The sequence below is a fragment of the Mycobacterium sp. Root135 genome, assembly GCF_001426545.1.
In the GTDB taxonomy this organism is placed as follows: domain Bacteria; phylum Actinomycetota; class Actinomycetes; order Mycobacteriales; family Mycobacteriaceae; genus Mycobacterium.
Genome location: NZ_LMEZ01000006.1, coordinates 510,155 through 524,626, shown reverse-complemented (window position 1 = coordinate 524,626; position 14,472 = coordinate 510,155). Strand labels below are relative to the sequence as shown.

Annotated in this window: 14 protein-coding genes and 1 pseudogene; 8 read left to right on the top strand and 7 right to left on the bottom strand. The window is 67.5% G+C overall.

Annotated features, from left to right (window positions below):
- Window position 1: 1 nt before the first annotated feature.
- Complete coding sequence (locus tag ASD37_RS19205; protein WP_056554750.1) at window positions 2–655, bottom strand: TetR/AcrR family transcriptional regulator; 654 nt, start codon at window positions 653–655, stop codon at window positions 2–4.
- A gap of 61 nt (window positions 656–716) precedes the next feature.
- Between ASD37_RS19205 and ASD37_RS19200 the strand changes: the two genes are divergently transcribed.
- Entirely contained in the window at window positions 717–1,193 is a 477-nt protein-coding gene (locus ASD37_RS19200) for an SRPBCC family protein (RefSeq protein WP_056555494.1), read from the top strand.
- Here the strand turns inward: ASD37_RS19200 and ASD37_RS19195 are convergent.
- Entirely contained in the window at window positions 1,190–1,966 is a 777-nt protein-coding gene (locus tag ASD37_RS19195; protein WP_200959927.1) for a TIM barrel protein, read from the bottom strand. The genes ASD37_RS19200 and ASD37_RS19195 overlap by 4 nt on opposite strands.
- 108 nt (window positions 1,967–2,074) lie before the next feature.
- Here ASD37_RS19195 and ASD37_RS31555 point away from each other — a divergent pair, with 108 nt between their 5' ends.
- Window positions 2,075–2,224, top strand: coding sequence for a hypothetical protein (locus ASD37_RS31555; protein WP_156720967.1), 150 nt, complete (start codon window positions 2,075–2,077; stop codon window positions 2,222–2,224).
- Here ASD37_RS31555 and ASD37_RS19190 read toward each other — a convergent pair.
- The 5 genes from ASD37_RS19190 to ASD37_RS19170 form a co-directional block, all read right to left on the bottom strand.
- The gene (locus ASD37_RS19190; RefSeq protein ID WP_056554746.1) at window positions 2,211–2,876 is read right to left on the bottom strand and encodes a hypothetical protein; all 666 of its coding nucleotides are present in this window, start codon (window positions 2,874–2,876) and stop codon (window positions 2,211–2,213) included. The two genes, ASD37_RS31555 and ASD37_RS19190, sit on opposite strands and share 14 nt — an antisense overlap.
- Window positions 2,877–2,960: 84 nt before the next feature.
- Entirely contained in the window at window positions 2,961–3,941 is a 981-nt protein-coding gene (locus ASD37_RS19185) for a Gfo/Idh/MocA family protein (RefSeq protein WP_056554743.1), read from the bottom strand.
- The gene (locus ASD37_RS19180) at window positions 3,938–4,807 is read right to left on the bottom strand and encodes a sugar phosphate isomerase/epimerase (protein ID WP_056554739.1); all 870 of its coding nucleotides are present in this window, start codon (window positions 4,805–4,807) and stop codon (window positions 3,938–3,940) included. The genes ASD37_RS19185 and ASD37_RS19180 overlap by 4 nt, the downstream gene beginning before the upstream one ends.
- Window positions 4,804–5,811 (bottom strand): Gfo/Idh/MocA family oxidoreductase, encoded by a 1,008-nt coding sequence (locus tag ASD37_RS19175; protein WP_056554736.1) that lies wholly within the window; start codon window positions 5,809–5,811, stop codon window positions 4,804–4,806. Before ASD37_RS19175 ends, ASD37_RS19180 begins: the two co-directional genes overlap by 4 nt.
- Window positions 5,808–6,971, bottom strand: coding sequence for a phytanoyl-CoA dioxygenase family protein (locus ASD37_RS19170; RefSeq protein ID WP_056554733.1), 1,164 nt, complete (start codon window positions 6,969–6,971; stop codon window positions 5,808–5,810). The genes ASD37_RS19175 and ASD37_RS19170 overlap by 4 nt, the downstream gene beginning before the upstream one ends.
- Before the next feature lie 144 nt (window positions 6,972–7,115).
- Between ASD37_RS19170 and ASD37_RS19165 the strand changes: the two genes are divergently transcribed.
- From ASD37_RS19165 to ASD37_RS19140, 6 genes and pseudogenes are all read left to right on the top strand, one after another.
- A complete protein-coding gene (locus ASD37_RS19165) occupies window positions 7,116–8,120 on the top strand; it encodes a LacI family DNA-binding transcriptional regulator (protein WP_056554729.1) in 1,005 nt (334 codons plus the stop codon).
- Window positions 8,121–8,208: 88 nt separating this feature from the next.
- On the top strand, window positions 8,209–9,057 hold the full coding sequence (locus ASD37_RS19160; protein ID WP_056554725.1) for a PfkB family carbohydrate kinase: 849 nt from the start codon (window positions 8,209–8,211) through the stop codon (window positions 9,055–9,057).
- 332 nt (window positions 9,058–9,389) lie between these two features.
- On the top strand, window positions 9,390–11,342 hold the full coding sequence (locus tag ASD37_RS19155) for a 2-oxoacid:acceptor oxidoreductase subunit alpha (RefSeq protein ID WP_056554723.1): 1,953 nt from the start codon (window positions 9,390–9,392) through the stop codon (window positions 11,340–11,342).
- Window positions 11,339–12,415, top strand: a complete 1,077-nt coding sequence (locus ASD37_RS19150; RefSeq protein ID WP_056554719.1) for a 2-oxoacid:ferredoxin oxidoreductase subunit beta — start codon at window positions 11,339–11,341, stop codon at window positions 12,413–12,415. The genes ASD37_RS19155 and ASD37_RS19150 overlap by 4 nt, the downstream gene beginning before the upstream one ends.
- The gene (mobA, locus tag ASD37_RS19145; protein ID WP_082570257.1) at window positions 12,387–12,974 is read left to right on the top strand and encodes a molybdenum cofactor guanylyltransferase; all 588 of its coding nucleotides are present in this window, start codon (window positions 12,387–12,389) and stop codon (window positions 12,972–12,974) included. Before ASD37_RS19150 ends, mobA begins: the two co-directional genes overlap by 29 nt.
- 1,142 nt (window positions 12,975–14,116) lie before the next feature.
- Window positions 14,117–14,341, top strand: a pseudogene (locus ASD37_RS19140) (transglycosylase family protein); the annotation flags it as partial.
- Window positions 14,342–14,472: the final 131 nt, after the last annotated feature.

The following is a 14,472-nucleotide window of genomic DNA, read 5'->3' as shown; positions in this document are numbered from 1 at the left end:
ACTAGTCACTCGACACGGGTGGGACGAGGTCGCCAAGTTCGGCTCGAACCTCGACCACCCGTAGTCGCATGGCCTTCGCCGTCAGCGTCGGGTCACACCGCCCGAGGGCGACGTCCATCCCGACCTCGCGTGACGCACATGCCAACGCCGACAACCACACCCGCATCACCAGCCAGGGTCCGCGGGAGTCGGGGCCGACGCCCATCCGGCGCGCGACCGACTCGAGCAGGCCCTGGTGCGTCGTGCCGATCGCCAGCGGGCGCAGTGTGGCGGACTCGCCGATGACCAGCAAGGCTCCCGCCAAAAGGCTTGGCGTCACGGCATGTCTGCCAGCGTGCACGTCGTCGAGCATCGAGAGGTGCGACTGCACCAGCGCGTCGAGTGGGGCGACGTCGGGTTCCACGTCGTCGAGGTGGGCGAGGGCGGTCTCGGCCATGTCCTGGATGACCGAGAGGATCGCGGCTTCCTTGGTCGGGAAGTACCGGGAGAAGGTTCGCGGCGAGACGTCGACGGCGGCGGCGATCTGTTCGACGGTCGCATTCGCGAAGCCGTGGCGTCGACTCAATTCGACGGCCGATCCCACGAGCTGAAAGCGGGTGCGCAGCCGCTTACGCTCCCGCAAACTCGTCTGTACTCCGTGGGCGGCGTCGGTCACGCCTTCGAGGTTACGTGCGAGACGGGTGTTGCACCTTGAACCAGCGGGGTATGTGTCGGACATGACCACTTCAGCAGTGACGACAGTCGACGCAGGCCCGAAACGGGTGGCGCGCCGAATCCAGGTAAACGCCCCGGCGGCGGAAATCTTCGCCATCATCGGCGATCCGCACCGCCATCCCGAACTCGACGGCTCGGGCACGGTCCGCGACGTGGACGTCAAGGGACCGCATCACCTCGGGGTCGGAGACAAGTTCACCGTGGGGATGAAGCAGTACGGCGTGCCCTACAAGATCGTCTCGACCGTCACCGAGTTCGACGACGGCAGGGTCGTCGAGTGGCAGCATCCGCTCGGGCACAAGTGGCGGTGGGAGTTGGCCGAGGCGACCCAGGGTGAGGGCACGGTCACCGAGGTCACCGAGACCTTCGACTACAGCACCGCCAAGGTGCCCTTGATGATCACCGCGTTCGGCTACGACAAGAAGAACGCCGACGGCATCACCGCGACGCTGCAGCGTCTCGCCGAACGATTCGGCTAGACGGTGAACGCCGCCCGGAACGCCTCGAGCGCGTCGACGTCGTCGCCCGACGCGTAGCCCTCAAGGCCGACGGTGCCGCGATAACCCATGTCCTGCAATGCCTTCGCGATGGCGGGATAGTAGATCTCACCGGTCCCGGGCTGACACCTGCCGGGAACGTCGGCCACCTGCACCTCGCCAATGGCGTTGCCGCAGCGGCGAACCAGCTCGATCAGGTTCCCCTCGCCGATCTGCGCGTGATACAGGTCGAGCATCATCTTGACGTTGGGGTGGGCGACCCCTTCGATGAGCGCGAGAACGTCCTTGGCGCGGGCCAACGGCACCCCCGGATGGTCGACGATGGTGTTGAGGTTCTCCACGCAGAACGTCACCCCCGCGGCCGCGCCCATCTCACCGAGCCTCTCCAAGGTGCGCACGGCGGTGGCCCACATCGCGCCGGTGGCGCGCAGGCGGGGACGGGCGGGCAGGCCGTCGACGAGTTCGGCTGTATGGAGGTTCAGCCGGGTAACCCCAAGCGTCTCAGCGGCCTTGACGCTCAACTCGGCCGTTCGGACGACCTCGTCGGCGGTCTGCGGGTCGATCAGGTCGCCGTGCAGGTATCCCGTCATCGAGGTGAACGTGGCGCCCGTCGCGGCCAGTGCGTCCAAGTCCTTGTCGTGCCAACTCCAAATCTCCGCGGCGAAGCCGAGATCGTGAATGCGGCGTACCCGCTCGACGATTGGAAGTTCGGTGAACACCATCTCGGCGCTGACGGCCAGTTCGAAGTCACTCACGACGTCAGCCTAGTGCTCAGAGAAGTTGGTCGACCGTTCATCGGCGTGACGTCCTGCGGTGACCCGCGCCACCACGCATCATTACCGCGGGGACGGCACAATCGACACATGGACGTCGACCACCAACGAGCGGTACGCACCGCTGCTTGGCGTGACCCGTTGAGCCTGTCGTTCCGCGCGCACCGCCGGGTGTTGCTGCTCCGCCTGCGCTGGCACGAGCGCGCCGCCACCCGGCCGCGCACCACTACGGCCGACTGAAGATGCAATGGGCGTTGCCGCCGACGGGTTCCTCGGCGACGACCTTGCCGTCGAGGATGATTCGGCACCCCGGCCCCGGGGTGTCCCGCCCGACCGCGACGACCTGAAGCAACTGCACGTCGGATCCGACGTTCATCGTGCGCGCGAACGGAAGACGCGTGTGGTCCGCCACCAGGGAGCTCCCCGGATCGGTGTCGATGCTGAACACCTCGCCGGGACCGGTCACCTCGAACCTGACGGACGACTGACCGGGTGTGGTGGCGGGACCCTGCGGGCCGGACGCCCTTCGTGACGCGGCGGCCGCGTTGTCGGCCAGGGTCGCCGACCGAACCGCAGGCGTGACGCAGACGGTGTCCCCGTCGAACGCCTCGCGCCAGACGTAGCCCTGGGAGCAGGATTCGGGGCCGGAGGCCTGACTCGGGTCCTTGTTGGCGCCGGCGTTGGCGTTCTGCTGGGCGACCTGCTGCCGGATGGCGGGGGTGACGCAGACCGTGTCGCCGACGCGGGCCTCTCGCCAGACGTACCCGCTGACGCAGGTGTCCGGCCCGTAGGGCAGGGGATCGGCGACCGCGGGAAACGGGAACGCGCAGGCGACGATCCCGAGTGCGGCGGACAGTGGAACGAGTGGCGACAGCTTCGACGTGGTCTTCATGGGAGAGCCCCTCGGCGGCGGTGGAGTTGTGATCGGACGTCGCAACTCTGTCTCGCCGCAGGGGACGCGGGCGTGAGTAGGGGACTACCTGGAAACCGACGCCGCCCGGTACGCGTCGTCGACGAACGCCATGTTGGCGACCGCGTCAGCCGTGCCGAAGGGCAACGCAGTGCCGTGCTCGACGTGCGCGGCGAACGCCTCCAGTTGGTAGGTGTAGGACGCCCGGGTACCGAGGTGTTCGACCGTGGTGCCCGACGCGGTGGTGACCGTCAGCCGGTCGTCGGTACTGGGGCTGATGAAGTCGTGCACCAGCAGGTCGCCCGTCGTTCCCGCGATGCGGATGGTGAACGAACGGTGATCGCCCACCATCGAATTCGCCGTCAGCCCCGTTGCGCCGCCAGGGAAGCCGAGTTCGACGTCACACCAGGCGTCCACCCCGGGCGTGCGTTGCTCGGCGTGCGCCCGCACGATCGACGGCCGGCCCTCGATGCCGGGTGCCGAGAGGCGTCCCAGTGAGCGCATGACGTGTAGCCCGTAGCAGCCAAGGTCCATCAGGGCCCCGCCGGCCAGGTCGAGGGACCAGCGCGGATCGTCGTCGGCCGGCGGCTCCATCGTCATCCTGACCTCGACGTGGGTGACGGCGCCGATGGTGCCGTCGCCGGCGAGCTCGAACGCGCGCTGCGTGACGGGATGGAAGAAGTAGTGGAAGCCCTCCAGCACGGTGACGCCCGCCGCGTCTGCGGCCTCGGCCACCCGCCGAGCCTCGGCTTCGCTACGGGCGAAGGGCTTTTCGCTCAACAACGGCTTGCCTGCCGCGATCGCCGCCAGGTTCCAAGGCGCGTGCAGCGAGTTCGCCAACGGGTTGTAGACGACGTCGACCTCGGGGTCGTCGATCACCGCCTGATAGTCGTCGAGCACCCGCTCGACGCCGTATTTCTCCGCGAAGACCTCCGCTCGCGACCGGTCCCGCGCCGCCACGGCCACCAGGCGGTGGCCGAGTTCGGCTGCGGGACCGACGACTGCCGCCTCGGCGATCCGCGACGCTCCGAGAACCCCGATCCTCACGACGTGAGCTGTCGCAGGTACGCCACACTGGCCACGACGTCGCGCACCGGGCCCTCGCCTGCTGGCTCGGCGTCGAGGATGGTGTCCTGTTCCAGCACGAACCATCCGTCGAAACCGTTGTCCCGCAACACCGAGACGATCCCGGCAACGTCGACGTCGCCGGTGCCGAGCGGGGTGTACATGCCCGCCTTGACGGCCTCGGTGTAGGTCAGCTCACCGGACTGCACCTTCGCCGCCAGCGCGGCGTCGACGTCTTTGAGGTGGGTGTGGGCGATGCGGTTGGGTACGGCCTTTGCCAGTTCCAGCGGGTCGGTGCCGCCGATCAAGAGATGGCCGGTGTCCAGGCACAGCTTGATCGACGAGCCCTGCAACACCCGGTCGACGTCGGCGCGCGTCTCGACGATGGTTCCGACGTGGGGATGCAGCACGGCGAGCAGACCCCGCTCGGCGACGATGGCGGCCAACCGGTCCAGGTTGGCGACCAGCCTCGCCCACTGGGCGTCGTCGAGGACGGGCCGGGAGTCGTAGCCGTCGGCTCCGGTGGCCGCGGCGAGCACCACGACGCCGGCTCCGGCGGCGACCAGGGACTCGAGAGGGCCGGCGAGGTCGTCGGCGGGGTCGTGGTCCTCCTTGAACAGAATGACGGGTACGAAGCCGCCGACGCAGGCCAGGTCCTTCTCGCGCAGAACGGCTTTCAGATCATCGGTGTCGGTCGGGAGAAAGCCCTCCGGTCCCAATTCCGTAGCGGTCAGCCCGGCGCCGCGCATCTCCGTCAGCACCCGGTCAGGGTCCAACTGGAAACCCCAGCCGGGAACTTCGCAGACACCCCAGGAGATGGGTGCCCCCGCAATCTTTAGAGTGCTCACGCGTTCCGAACCTCCGCGATCGTCACCGGCGTCCCCCGCTTCAGGGATTCGGTGGCGGCCTCGGCCAGCCACGCGACCTCGACCGCGTCGGCAACCGTCGCGCCGAGGACCGGCCCGCCCTTGGTCACCTCGACGAACGCGGCCAGCTCGGTGCGGAACGCCTCGGTGAAGCGGTCCATGAAGAATCCGTGCGACGGCCCGGTGGGAAAATCGTTGTCGGGATCGGTGTTTCGCAGGGGCACGCCCTGATCCCAGCCCGCGGCGACGCTGTCGTCGAAGCCGTGGACCTCGAGGCGGCAGTCGTATCCGCGCGCGTTGTAGCGGGCGTTGGACACCACGCCGAGCGCGCCGCCGTCGAACTTCACGATCACCGCGGCGGTGTCGACGTCGCCGTACTCGGCGAACAGCGGGTCACCCTGCACGGTTCCGGTGGCGTACACCTCGACCGCGCGCTGGCCGGTGATCCAGTTGATCACGTCGAAGTCGTGCACCGCGCAGTCGCGGAAGATGCCTCCCGAGCCCTTGATGTAGTCCAGGGGCGGGGGAGCGGGGTCCATCGTGGTGCTGCGCACGGTGTGCAGCTTTCCGAGCGACCCGTCGTCAACGGCACGCTTGGCCGCCGCGAACGCCGCGTCGTACCGGCGTTGGTAGCCGACCTGCACCGGGACGCCCGATGCCAGGATGGCCTCGGCGACGCGGGCGCTCTCGACGGCCGTCGACGCGATGGGCTTCTCGCAGAACGTGGGGATGCCCCGCGCGACCGCGGCCAGGGTCAGCTCGGCATGGGCGGGAGTGGCGGCCGCGACGACCACGCCGTCGACGCCGGAGGACAGCAACTCGTCGACGGTCGCGACGTACCTGGCACCGTGCTTGGCGGCGACGGCCTCGGCCACGTCACCACGCTCGTCGGTGATCACCAGTTCGTCGATGCCGGCGAGCCCGCTGAGGGTTTCGGTGTGGAAGGCGCCGATGCGGCCCAATCCGATTACGCCGAGGGTGGTCATGCATTTCTCCTTGTCGTGTGGTCGTCGAGGACGACGTCGAGTGCTTCTGGGGTGAGGCCGTCGGCCAGGGCGGCCAGCACGGTGTCGACCTGGCTCGGCGGCGCGAGGCTGCCGATCGGTTGGTCCCGGTCGAGGTTGGTGGGAAACGCGTAGCCCTCGGCCGTTGCGTTGACCGAGTTGCGGATCTCGCGATCGGAACGCCCGGCAGCCTTCATGGCGAGCAGGGCCGGGTAGGTGCCGCGGATCATCGCTGCCCGATCCATCGCCTCCATGGCACGCCCGAACGGCGAGGAGATCTGCAGCAGGTTGGCCATTCGACGGATGTCGGTGGAGGTGTTGGCACCGGCACCGTGCATGAGTGCGGGGTTGAAGAACACCGCGTCGCCCTTGCGCAGGGGCACCTGCACCATGCGGGTGGCGAAGAAGTCGACGAACTCCTGGCCGTAGAACGCGATGTAACCGCCGGCGAACTTCTGCGAGTGCGGCAGCAGCATGGTCGGGCCGCTCTCCAGCGGCATGTCGCAGTGCGCGACGGCGCCCTGCAGGGTCAGGGCGGCCGACATGCGGTGCATGTGCGCCGGGTAGGCCGACAGCTGGTCCCGGTCGACGAAGCCGAGGTGGTAGTCGCGGTGCGGAACCTGTGGTGCGCCACCGGGATTGACGACGTTGACCTGTGAGGTCACCTGGTAGCGCGGGCCGAGCCAGGCCTCGCACACCATGGCGAGGGCGTCGTTGGCGTAGTAGTGGGCGAACACCTCGGGGTCGTGCAGGGCAAGCTTCTCCGCGGCGTTCCAGATCCGGTCGTTGGCGCCGGCCTTGCCGAAGTGGTCGCCAACGGCGCCGCCCGCGGCCCGCTGCGCGTCGATCAAGGCGGTGAACGCCTCGCTGGCGCGGTCCACGACGTCGTGCTCGAACGCGCCCTCGAAGACCACGACGCCGGGTCCGTCGGACAGGGCGTGGATCAATTCGGTCTGCAGGGCGCGGCGATCGGCGCCGGCCACGGTCTGGGCGGAGTAGACCAGGACGCCCTGGCGGACGTCACTGGCGAGCGGGTAGTCGCCCGCGTCGGTGTCGGCGGACACGAGCCCGCGAAAGTCGTCGAGGTCGCAGTCGGCGTCTTCGATCCACGCCCGGTGCGTGGTGGAGGTGGGAGTAGCCATGCCCGTTAGTCTTGTTGTGACGGGCGCCGCAATCAACACCAAAAACCCGTCAAAAACACCTCAGCGCCTTGGCGATTTCGGCGCGCTGATCCGCGGCCAGCGCGGCTGAACGCGCCCAAATCGCACGGGGAGGGGAAGGGGGACGTGCCGCATCGCTACAAGGTCCGCGAGATCGCCCAGCAGTCCGGCCTGAGCGAGGCGACCGTCGACCGCGTCCTCAACGACCGGCCCGGCGTCCGCGAGAACACCCGCGCCGAGGTCGCCCAGGCCATCGCCGACCTCGACCAGCAGCGTGCCCAACTCCGACTGAACGGTCGCCGCTTCCTGGTCGACGTGGTGATGCAGACCCCGCAGCGGTTCTCCGACGCCTTCCGCGCCGCGATCGAAGCCGAACTACCCGCGTTCGCCCCGGCCATGCTGCGGGCCCGCTTCCACCTGTGGGAGTCCGGGTCGACGGCGCAGATGGCCGAGGAACTGGGCAAGATCCGCGGCAGCCACGGCGTGGTGTTGAAGGCGCAGGACGCCCCCGAGGTCACCGAGGCCGTCGACCGGCTCGTCGGGCAGGGCGTCCCGGTCGTCACCTATTCGACCGACGTGCCGAACAGCGCGCGCTGCGCCTACGTCGGCATCGACAACCACGGGGCGGGCGTCACCGCCGCCTATCTGATGGACCAGTGGCTGGGCTCGTCGAGCTCGGGTGTCCTGATCACGTTGAGCGGCACGGTCTTTCGCGGTGAGGGTGAACGCGAGGTCGGCTTCCGATCCGCGCTGCGCGGTTCCGGGCGCGAGGTCGTCGAGGTCAGCGACAGCGACGGCATCGACGCCACCACCGAGCGACTGGTCCTCGACGCCCTGCAGCGGCACCCCGGTGTGGAGGCCGTCTACTCACCCGGCGGCGGCAACACCGCGACGGTCGCCGCGTTCGAGAAACTGGGACGCACCTACAAGGTCTTCGTCGCCCACGACCTCGACGCCGACAACCGACGGCTGTTGCGCGACGGGCGGATCTCGGTGGTCCTGCACAACGACCTGCGCGCCGACGCCAGGGTGGCGATGCGGCAGATTCTGCAGCAGCACGGCGCCCTTCCCGCGGAACCGGCACGGCCGACGCCGATCCAGGTGATCACCCCGTTCAACCTGCCCGTCTAGGCAACGAGTCGTCGATTCCCAGCGTGGCCAGATACCATTTCGCCTCACGGCGACTCCGGTGCGCCGACGAAGAGCAGGAGATCGAACGGTGCGGCCACAGCTCGTCGACGGCGTCACCGTCCTCGGCAACCTCGCAGTCGACCAGATCGACGGCGCGCCCCCCAGCCCGGGTGGCTGCGCCTCGTTCGCCGGTGTGGCGCTGGAGTACGCGGGCGGAGCCGGCCAGATCGTGGCCATGGGCGCCCAAGAGGACCATCAGTTGTTCACCGGCGTGCTCGACCGGTTCGGGTCCCTCGTCAGGATCATCGACTCCGACCGCACCGCCGGCTTCCGGCTGGACTACGTCGACGTCGACCACCGCGTGATGTCCGTCACCGCACTCGGCCCCATCTGGGGAACCGAGGAGATCGAGACGGCCAACCCGGAGACCACCTGGGTGCACCTCGCTCCGCTGCTCCGCGCAGACTTCCCGGCTGCCACGCTGGCGCTGTTGGCCGAGCGTGGTCACCGCGTCGCCTACGACGGTCAGGGCCTCGTCCGGGCTGACCGCGTCGGCCCGCTCGCGGTGGACCGCGACTATCCGCACAGCCTGCTGCGCGACATCAGCGTGCTCAAGTTGGCCGAGGACGAAGCGGTCATCGTCGCCGACGGCGAGTTCGACGCCGCGACGGCCGAACGGCTGGGCGTCCCGGAGATCCTGGTGACCCTTGGCTCCGAGGGCTGTGACATCTACACCGAGGGTGACGTCGTGCGGGTGCCTGCGGCGTGGCGCGTCACCGGAGTGCAAGCCACGGGCGCCGGCGACATGTTCACGTCGTGCTACGTGGCCAACCGGGCGGCCGGTGCCGGTCCGGTGGCCGCCGCGGAGCGCGCCAGCGAACTGGTCGCCCGCGAGCTCGAGAAGCGGCTGCCCGTCCCGTCGCCCGACAGGGTGTAGACGCAGGTCGCAGCCGGTCAAACTCGACACCCGTCAAGTTTCTACCGGCGGGTAGCTTCGTTCTTAGGATTTACCTGTAGTCCAACGTGACGAAAACCACAAAAACGCCGCACCCCTCGCGGCTTCACGGTCGTGAACTGGCGCTTTGCGCTCGCCCGCCGGACGGCGCGCGTAGCTGGCCGGTAAAGCCCAGCCTAAGAGCAGTGCAATAATCGGTACTGCTAGTGACAGATAAGAAGAGGTTGACGTCGACCCAGCGGCGCGGGCGCGAAAGCGCTCTACCCAGCGGCACGGCAATCCCTCAACTTCGTGAAGTGTGAAAGGCGGGGGTCGTGACTCTCAGCGGCAGCGAAGCCGGTACGAGCTCCTCCACTCGGCAGAAGCTCGAGAAGGTCGTCATCCGCTTCGCCGGTGACTCCGGCGACGGCATGCAGTTGACCGGTGACCGGTTCACCACGGAAGCTGCGCTGTTCGGCAACGACCTTGCGACACAACCGAATTACCCCGCCGAGATCCGGGCACCACAGGGCACGCTGCCCGGCGTCTCGTCGTTCCAGATTCAGATCGCCGACTTCGACATCCTCACCGCAGGCGACCGCCCGGACGTTCTCGTCGCGATGAACCCGGCGGCGCTGAAGGCCAACGTCGGGGACCTGCCGCGCGGCGGTCTGGTCATCGCCAACTCCGACGAGTTCACCAAGCGCAACCTGGCGAAGGTCGGCTACGAGGCCAACCCGCTGGAAGACGACAGTCTGTCTGACTACGTCGTTCAGGCCGTTCCGATGACCACCCTGACGCTGGGTGCCGTCGAGCAGATCGGCGCCACCAAGAAGGACGGCTCGCGAGCGAAGAACATGTTCGCGCTCGGTCTGCTGTCGTGGATGTACAACCGCGAGCTCGAGGCCAGCGAGGCGTTCATTCGCGAGAAGTTCGCCCGCAAGCCCGAGATCGCCGAAGCCAACGTGCTCGCGCTCAAGGCCGGCTGGTACTTCGGCGAGACCACCGAAGCGTTCGCCACTACGTACGAGGTGTCTCCGGCCAAGCTCAAGTCCGGTGAATACCGTCAGGTGTCCGGCAACACGGCTCTGGCCTATGGCATCGTCGTCGCGGGTCAACTGGCCAACACACAGGTGATGCTCGGTAGCTACCCGATCACGCCCGCATCGGACATCCTTCACGAGCTGTCCAAGCACAAGAACTTCAACGTCCTCACCTTCCAGGCGGAGGACGAGATCGCCGGCATCGGTGCGGCCCTTGGGGCGTCCTACGGCGGTGCGCTCGGCGTCACCAGCACCTCGGGTCCCGGCGTTGCGCTCAAGGCCGAGGCCATCGGCCTCGGTGTGATGGCCGAACTCCCGCTGCTGGTGGTCGACGTCCAGCGGGGTGGCCCCTCCACCGGGTTGCCGACCAAGACCGAGCAGGCCGACCTGATGCAGGCGCTCTACGGCCGCAACGGCGAGTCCCCGGTCGCGGTGCTCGCACCCCAGTCACCGTCGGACTGCTTCGAGATCGCCGTCGAGGCCGCCCGGATCGCGCTGACCTACCGCACGCCGGTGATCCTGCTGTCCGACGGCGCGATCGCCAACGGTTCCGAGCCGTGGCGCATCCCCGACGTCACCACCTTCGAAGCGATCGACCACACCTTCGCCAAGGAGGGTGAGCCATTCCAGCCCTACGCCCGTGACCCGGAGACGCTCGCGCGGCAGTTCGCGGTCCCCGGTACGCCCGGTCTGGAACACCGCATCGGTGGCCTCGAGTCCGCCAACGGCTCCGGCAACATCTCCTACGAGCCCAAGAACCACGATCTGATGGTGCGCCTGCGCCAGGCCAAGATCGACGGCATCACCGTTCCCGACCTGGTCGTCGACGACCCGAGCGGCGAGGCGGAACTGCTGATCGTCGGCTGGGGCAGTTCCTACGGCCCCATCGGCGAAGCGTGCCGTCGCGCTCGGCGCAACGGCGTCAAGGTCGCCCACGCGCACCTGCGGTACCTGAACCCGTTGCCCGGCAACCTCGGTGACGTCCTCCGCAAGTACCCGAACGTGGTGCTGCCCGAGATGAACCTCGGTCAGATGGCGCTGCTGCTCCGCGGCAAGTACCTCGTCGACGTGCAGTCGGTGACGAAGGTGGAGGGCATGGCCTTCCTCGCCGAGGAAGTGGAGGGCATCATCGAATCGGCCCTCGACGGGACGTTGCGGGACAAGGAAACCGACAAGGCCAAGTTCGCCCGGCTGGCAGCGGCCACCATCGAGATTCCGGCGACGGCGCAAGGAGCTGAAGCATGACCGACCTGATTGGTTCGGATCTGGGACTGACGGCGCTCACCAAGATCAGCGGTGTGCCGACGACCGACCAGCCGCAGAAGTCCAAGGACTTCGCCAGCGACCAGGAAGTGCGCTGGTGCCCCGGCTGCGGTGACTACGTCATCCTCAACACCATCCGCAGCTTCCTGCCCGAGCTCGGGCTCAAGCGCGAGAACATGGTGTTCGTCAGCGGCATCGGCTGCTCCAGCCGGTTCCCGTACTACCTCGAGACCTACGGCCTGCACTCGATCCACGGCCGCGCCCCGACCTTCGCCACCGGCCTGGCACTGGCCCGCGACGACCTGTCGGTGTGGGTCGTCACCGGTGACGGCGACGCGCTGTCGATCGGCGGCAACCACCTGATCCACGCGCTGCGCCGCAACGTCAACATCACGATCCTGCTGTTCAACAACCGGATCTACGGTTTGACGAAGGGCCAGTACTCGCCGACCTCCGAGGTCGGCAAGGTCACCAAGACCTCGCCCATGGGCTCCATCGACCACCCCTTCAACCCGGTGTCACTGGCACTCGGGGCGGAGGCGACGTTCGTCGGTCGTGCGCTGGACTCGGACAAGAAGGGCCTGACCGAGGTGCTGCGGGCAGCCGCCAGCCACCGCGGTGCGGCGCTCGTCGAAATCATGCAGGACTGCCCGATCTTCAACGACGGCTCCTTCGACGCGCTCCGCAAGGAGGGCTCCGAGGACCGGCTGGTCAACGTGAAGCACGGGGAACCGATCACATTCGGCACCGACGGCGCGTACTGCGTCGTGAAGTCCGGCTTCGGCCTTGAGGTCGCCAAGACCGCCGACGTGTCGGCCGACGAGATCGTGGTGCACGACGCCACGATCGACGATCCGGCGTACGCGTTCGCATTGTCGCGCCTCTCCGAGCAGAACCTCGAACACACGGTCATGGGCATCTTCCGTCAGGTGAGCCGCCCGACGTATGACGAGATGGCACGCAATCAGGTGACCTCTGCGATGGAATCCAGGCCCCACGACACCTCCGCTCTGCAATCCTTGCTTCGTGGCAAGGACACCTGGAACGTCGAATAGCAGTACTCCGCTCGCCGGCATCGTCCTGGCGGGCGGAGCCTCGAGGCGAATGGGCCGCGACAAGGCGACGCTGGAGATCGCCGGTCGCACCTTCGTCGAACAGGCGGTGCTGACGCTCTCCGGCCGCTGCTCACCGGTCTTCGTGGTGGCGGCACCGGGTCAGCCGTTGCCCACCCTCGACGCCGAAGTGCTGCGTGACGACGTCCGTGGCGTCGGACCTCTTTTGGCCACGGCCAGGGGTCTTCGCGCCGCGGCCGACGCCGGCCTGGAACGTGCCTTCGTCTGCGCCGTCGACATGCCGTATCTCACCGTGGACCTGATCGACGAGCTGGTGGGCCCGTCCCTGCGGCTGGGTGCCGACGTGGTGCTCCCGTGGGACGGCCGCGACCACTACCTGGCCGGTGTCTACCGGACCGACCTCGCGGCGCGGGCCGACGCGTTGGTGGCCGCCGGCGAGCGCAGCATGCGTGCGCTGGTCGACGTCGTCGACGCCCAGCGCGTCGTGATGGCCGAGCAGCGCGCGTTGGCGAACGTGAACGCCCCCGCCGATCTGGGGTGACGGCCCAGCAAATGGTCAATTGTGACGGCAACGGCGGCCCATTTCTCGGATAGCGCTTTTATCCGCCAATCAAGTGACGTAATTGCGCGTTATTCGTGCCTTAATTCGTGATCTGCACGAGACGAGCCTCGGATGTGCCTGTTCCGGTGCGCGATCGTATATCGTTGTCGTACAACATGTTTGGTGACCCCGGCGGGCATGTAGTGAGCGAAAGTCGGAGTGGCGCATTGGCTTCGCGGATTTCCGTGGTCATGGGTGCGGACTTTCCCGGTCTTCTTTCGGGGGTGCGGGCGCTGCGGCGGTCACGAAGGGGTCGACCCCCAGGCGGACACCGTGTGCATGTAGTCCGTCAAAGACGTTGTCGAGAAGTAGATGTCACGGACAACAGAGGTCCATGTCGACGTCCACCGCCGCGGTGCCGTCTGCCCGGTACCTATGTAATCGATTGTTGGACATATGGTTTGGACCAGCGCCGCGGTACTTGGTTCCTGGAGTCTCAGCGAACGAATTGAGCACTGAACTCCGGCTCGTCGCCAATCATGCTGCAAGAGAGCCACTCTGAGTGATGAATGTGGCGTGTGTGGTTGCGAATGCGTGCGCCAGGTCACAATCACGGCGTGATTTGGCTCACGATTTCCGTATCGTGTAACGCTTCGTGTTGGTCCGCCGATCGTCGCAGTGACCTGCAACGATGCCGGCGACATCGGCCGTTATCGGATCGTTATCGAACGGCGACACCCGCCGCGGCAGGTTTCGTTTTCGCAGGGATCGTTTGTACCTTTCATGTGTCTCCTGAAACGGAGCAAATGAAACACAAACCACGAACCAGCGTGTGAGTGGGGCGGCACAGGGCCCGGGAGCACTTCCGGTGTCGTGACCGCCGCCGGGTGAACTCCCGGCGTGGCCCTTCGAGCCGCCCGCTGTCGTGCCCGACCGAGACGGCCCGACCCAACATCTCGCCTGTCTAACAGGCATTCACGCCCGCGCCTGGCGCGGGTGTCCTTGGTGCGCGCGTGGCGAAAGGACAGAAGTTGAAGTTCATCCGCAAAACGTTTGGTATGGCCACCATCGCCGGGGCGCTCACCGTGGCTCCGATGGCGTCACTGCTGATGGGAGCCGGTACCGCGAATGCGGACGGCGGCGTGAACTGGGATGCCGTCGCGGCCTGCGAGTCGGGTGGCAACTGGTCGACCGCCACGGGCAACGGTTACTACGGAGGCCTGCAGTTCACGATGAGCACCTGGCGCTCCAACGGAGGCAACGGTTCGCCGCACCAGGCCAGCAAGGATGAGCAGATCCGGGTGGCCAACAACGTGCTGAGGAGCCAGGGCATCGGCGCCTGGCCGGTCTGCGGACGTCGCGGGTAACTCGACGAACGAGCCTGCGAGAGCGGCGCTGGGCGACACGCCCGGCGCTGCTTTCTCATTTGACCCTTCTACCTCAGCTTTCTCTGGCTTCCATCACGTATCGGTAAAGAACTTTCGTCGCTTCTGTAACG

Coding starts and splice junctions, on each gene's coding strand:
- ASD37_RS31555 (WP_156720967.1), top strand. CDS start 2,075: ATGGACGTCGACCACCAACGAGCGGTACGCACCGCTGCTTGGCGTGAC.
- ASD37_RS19150 (WP_056554719.1), top strand. CDS start 11,339: ATGACCGACCTGATTGGTTCGGATCTGGGACTGACGGCGCTCACCAAG.
- ASD37_RS19190 (WP_056554746.1), bottom strand. CDS start 2,876: ATGAAGACCACGTCGAAGCTGTCGCCACTCGTTCCACTGTCCGCCGCA.
- ASD37_RS19170 (WP_056554733.1), bottom strand. CDS start 6,971: ATGGCTACTCCCACCTCCACCACGCACCGGGCGTGGATCGAAGACGCC.
- ASD37_RS19200 (WP_056555494.1), top strand. CDS start 717: ATGACCACTTCAGCAGTGACGACAGTCGACGCAGGCCCGAAACGGGTG.
- ASD37_RS19175 (WP_056554736.1), bottom strand. CDS start 5,811: ATGACCACCCTCGGCGTAATCGGATTGGGCCGCATCGGCGCCTTCCAC.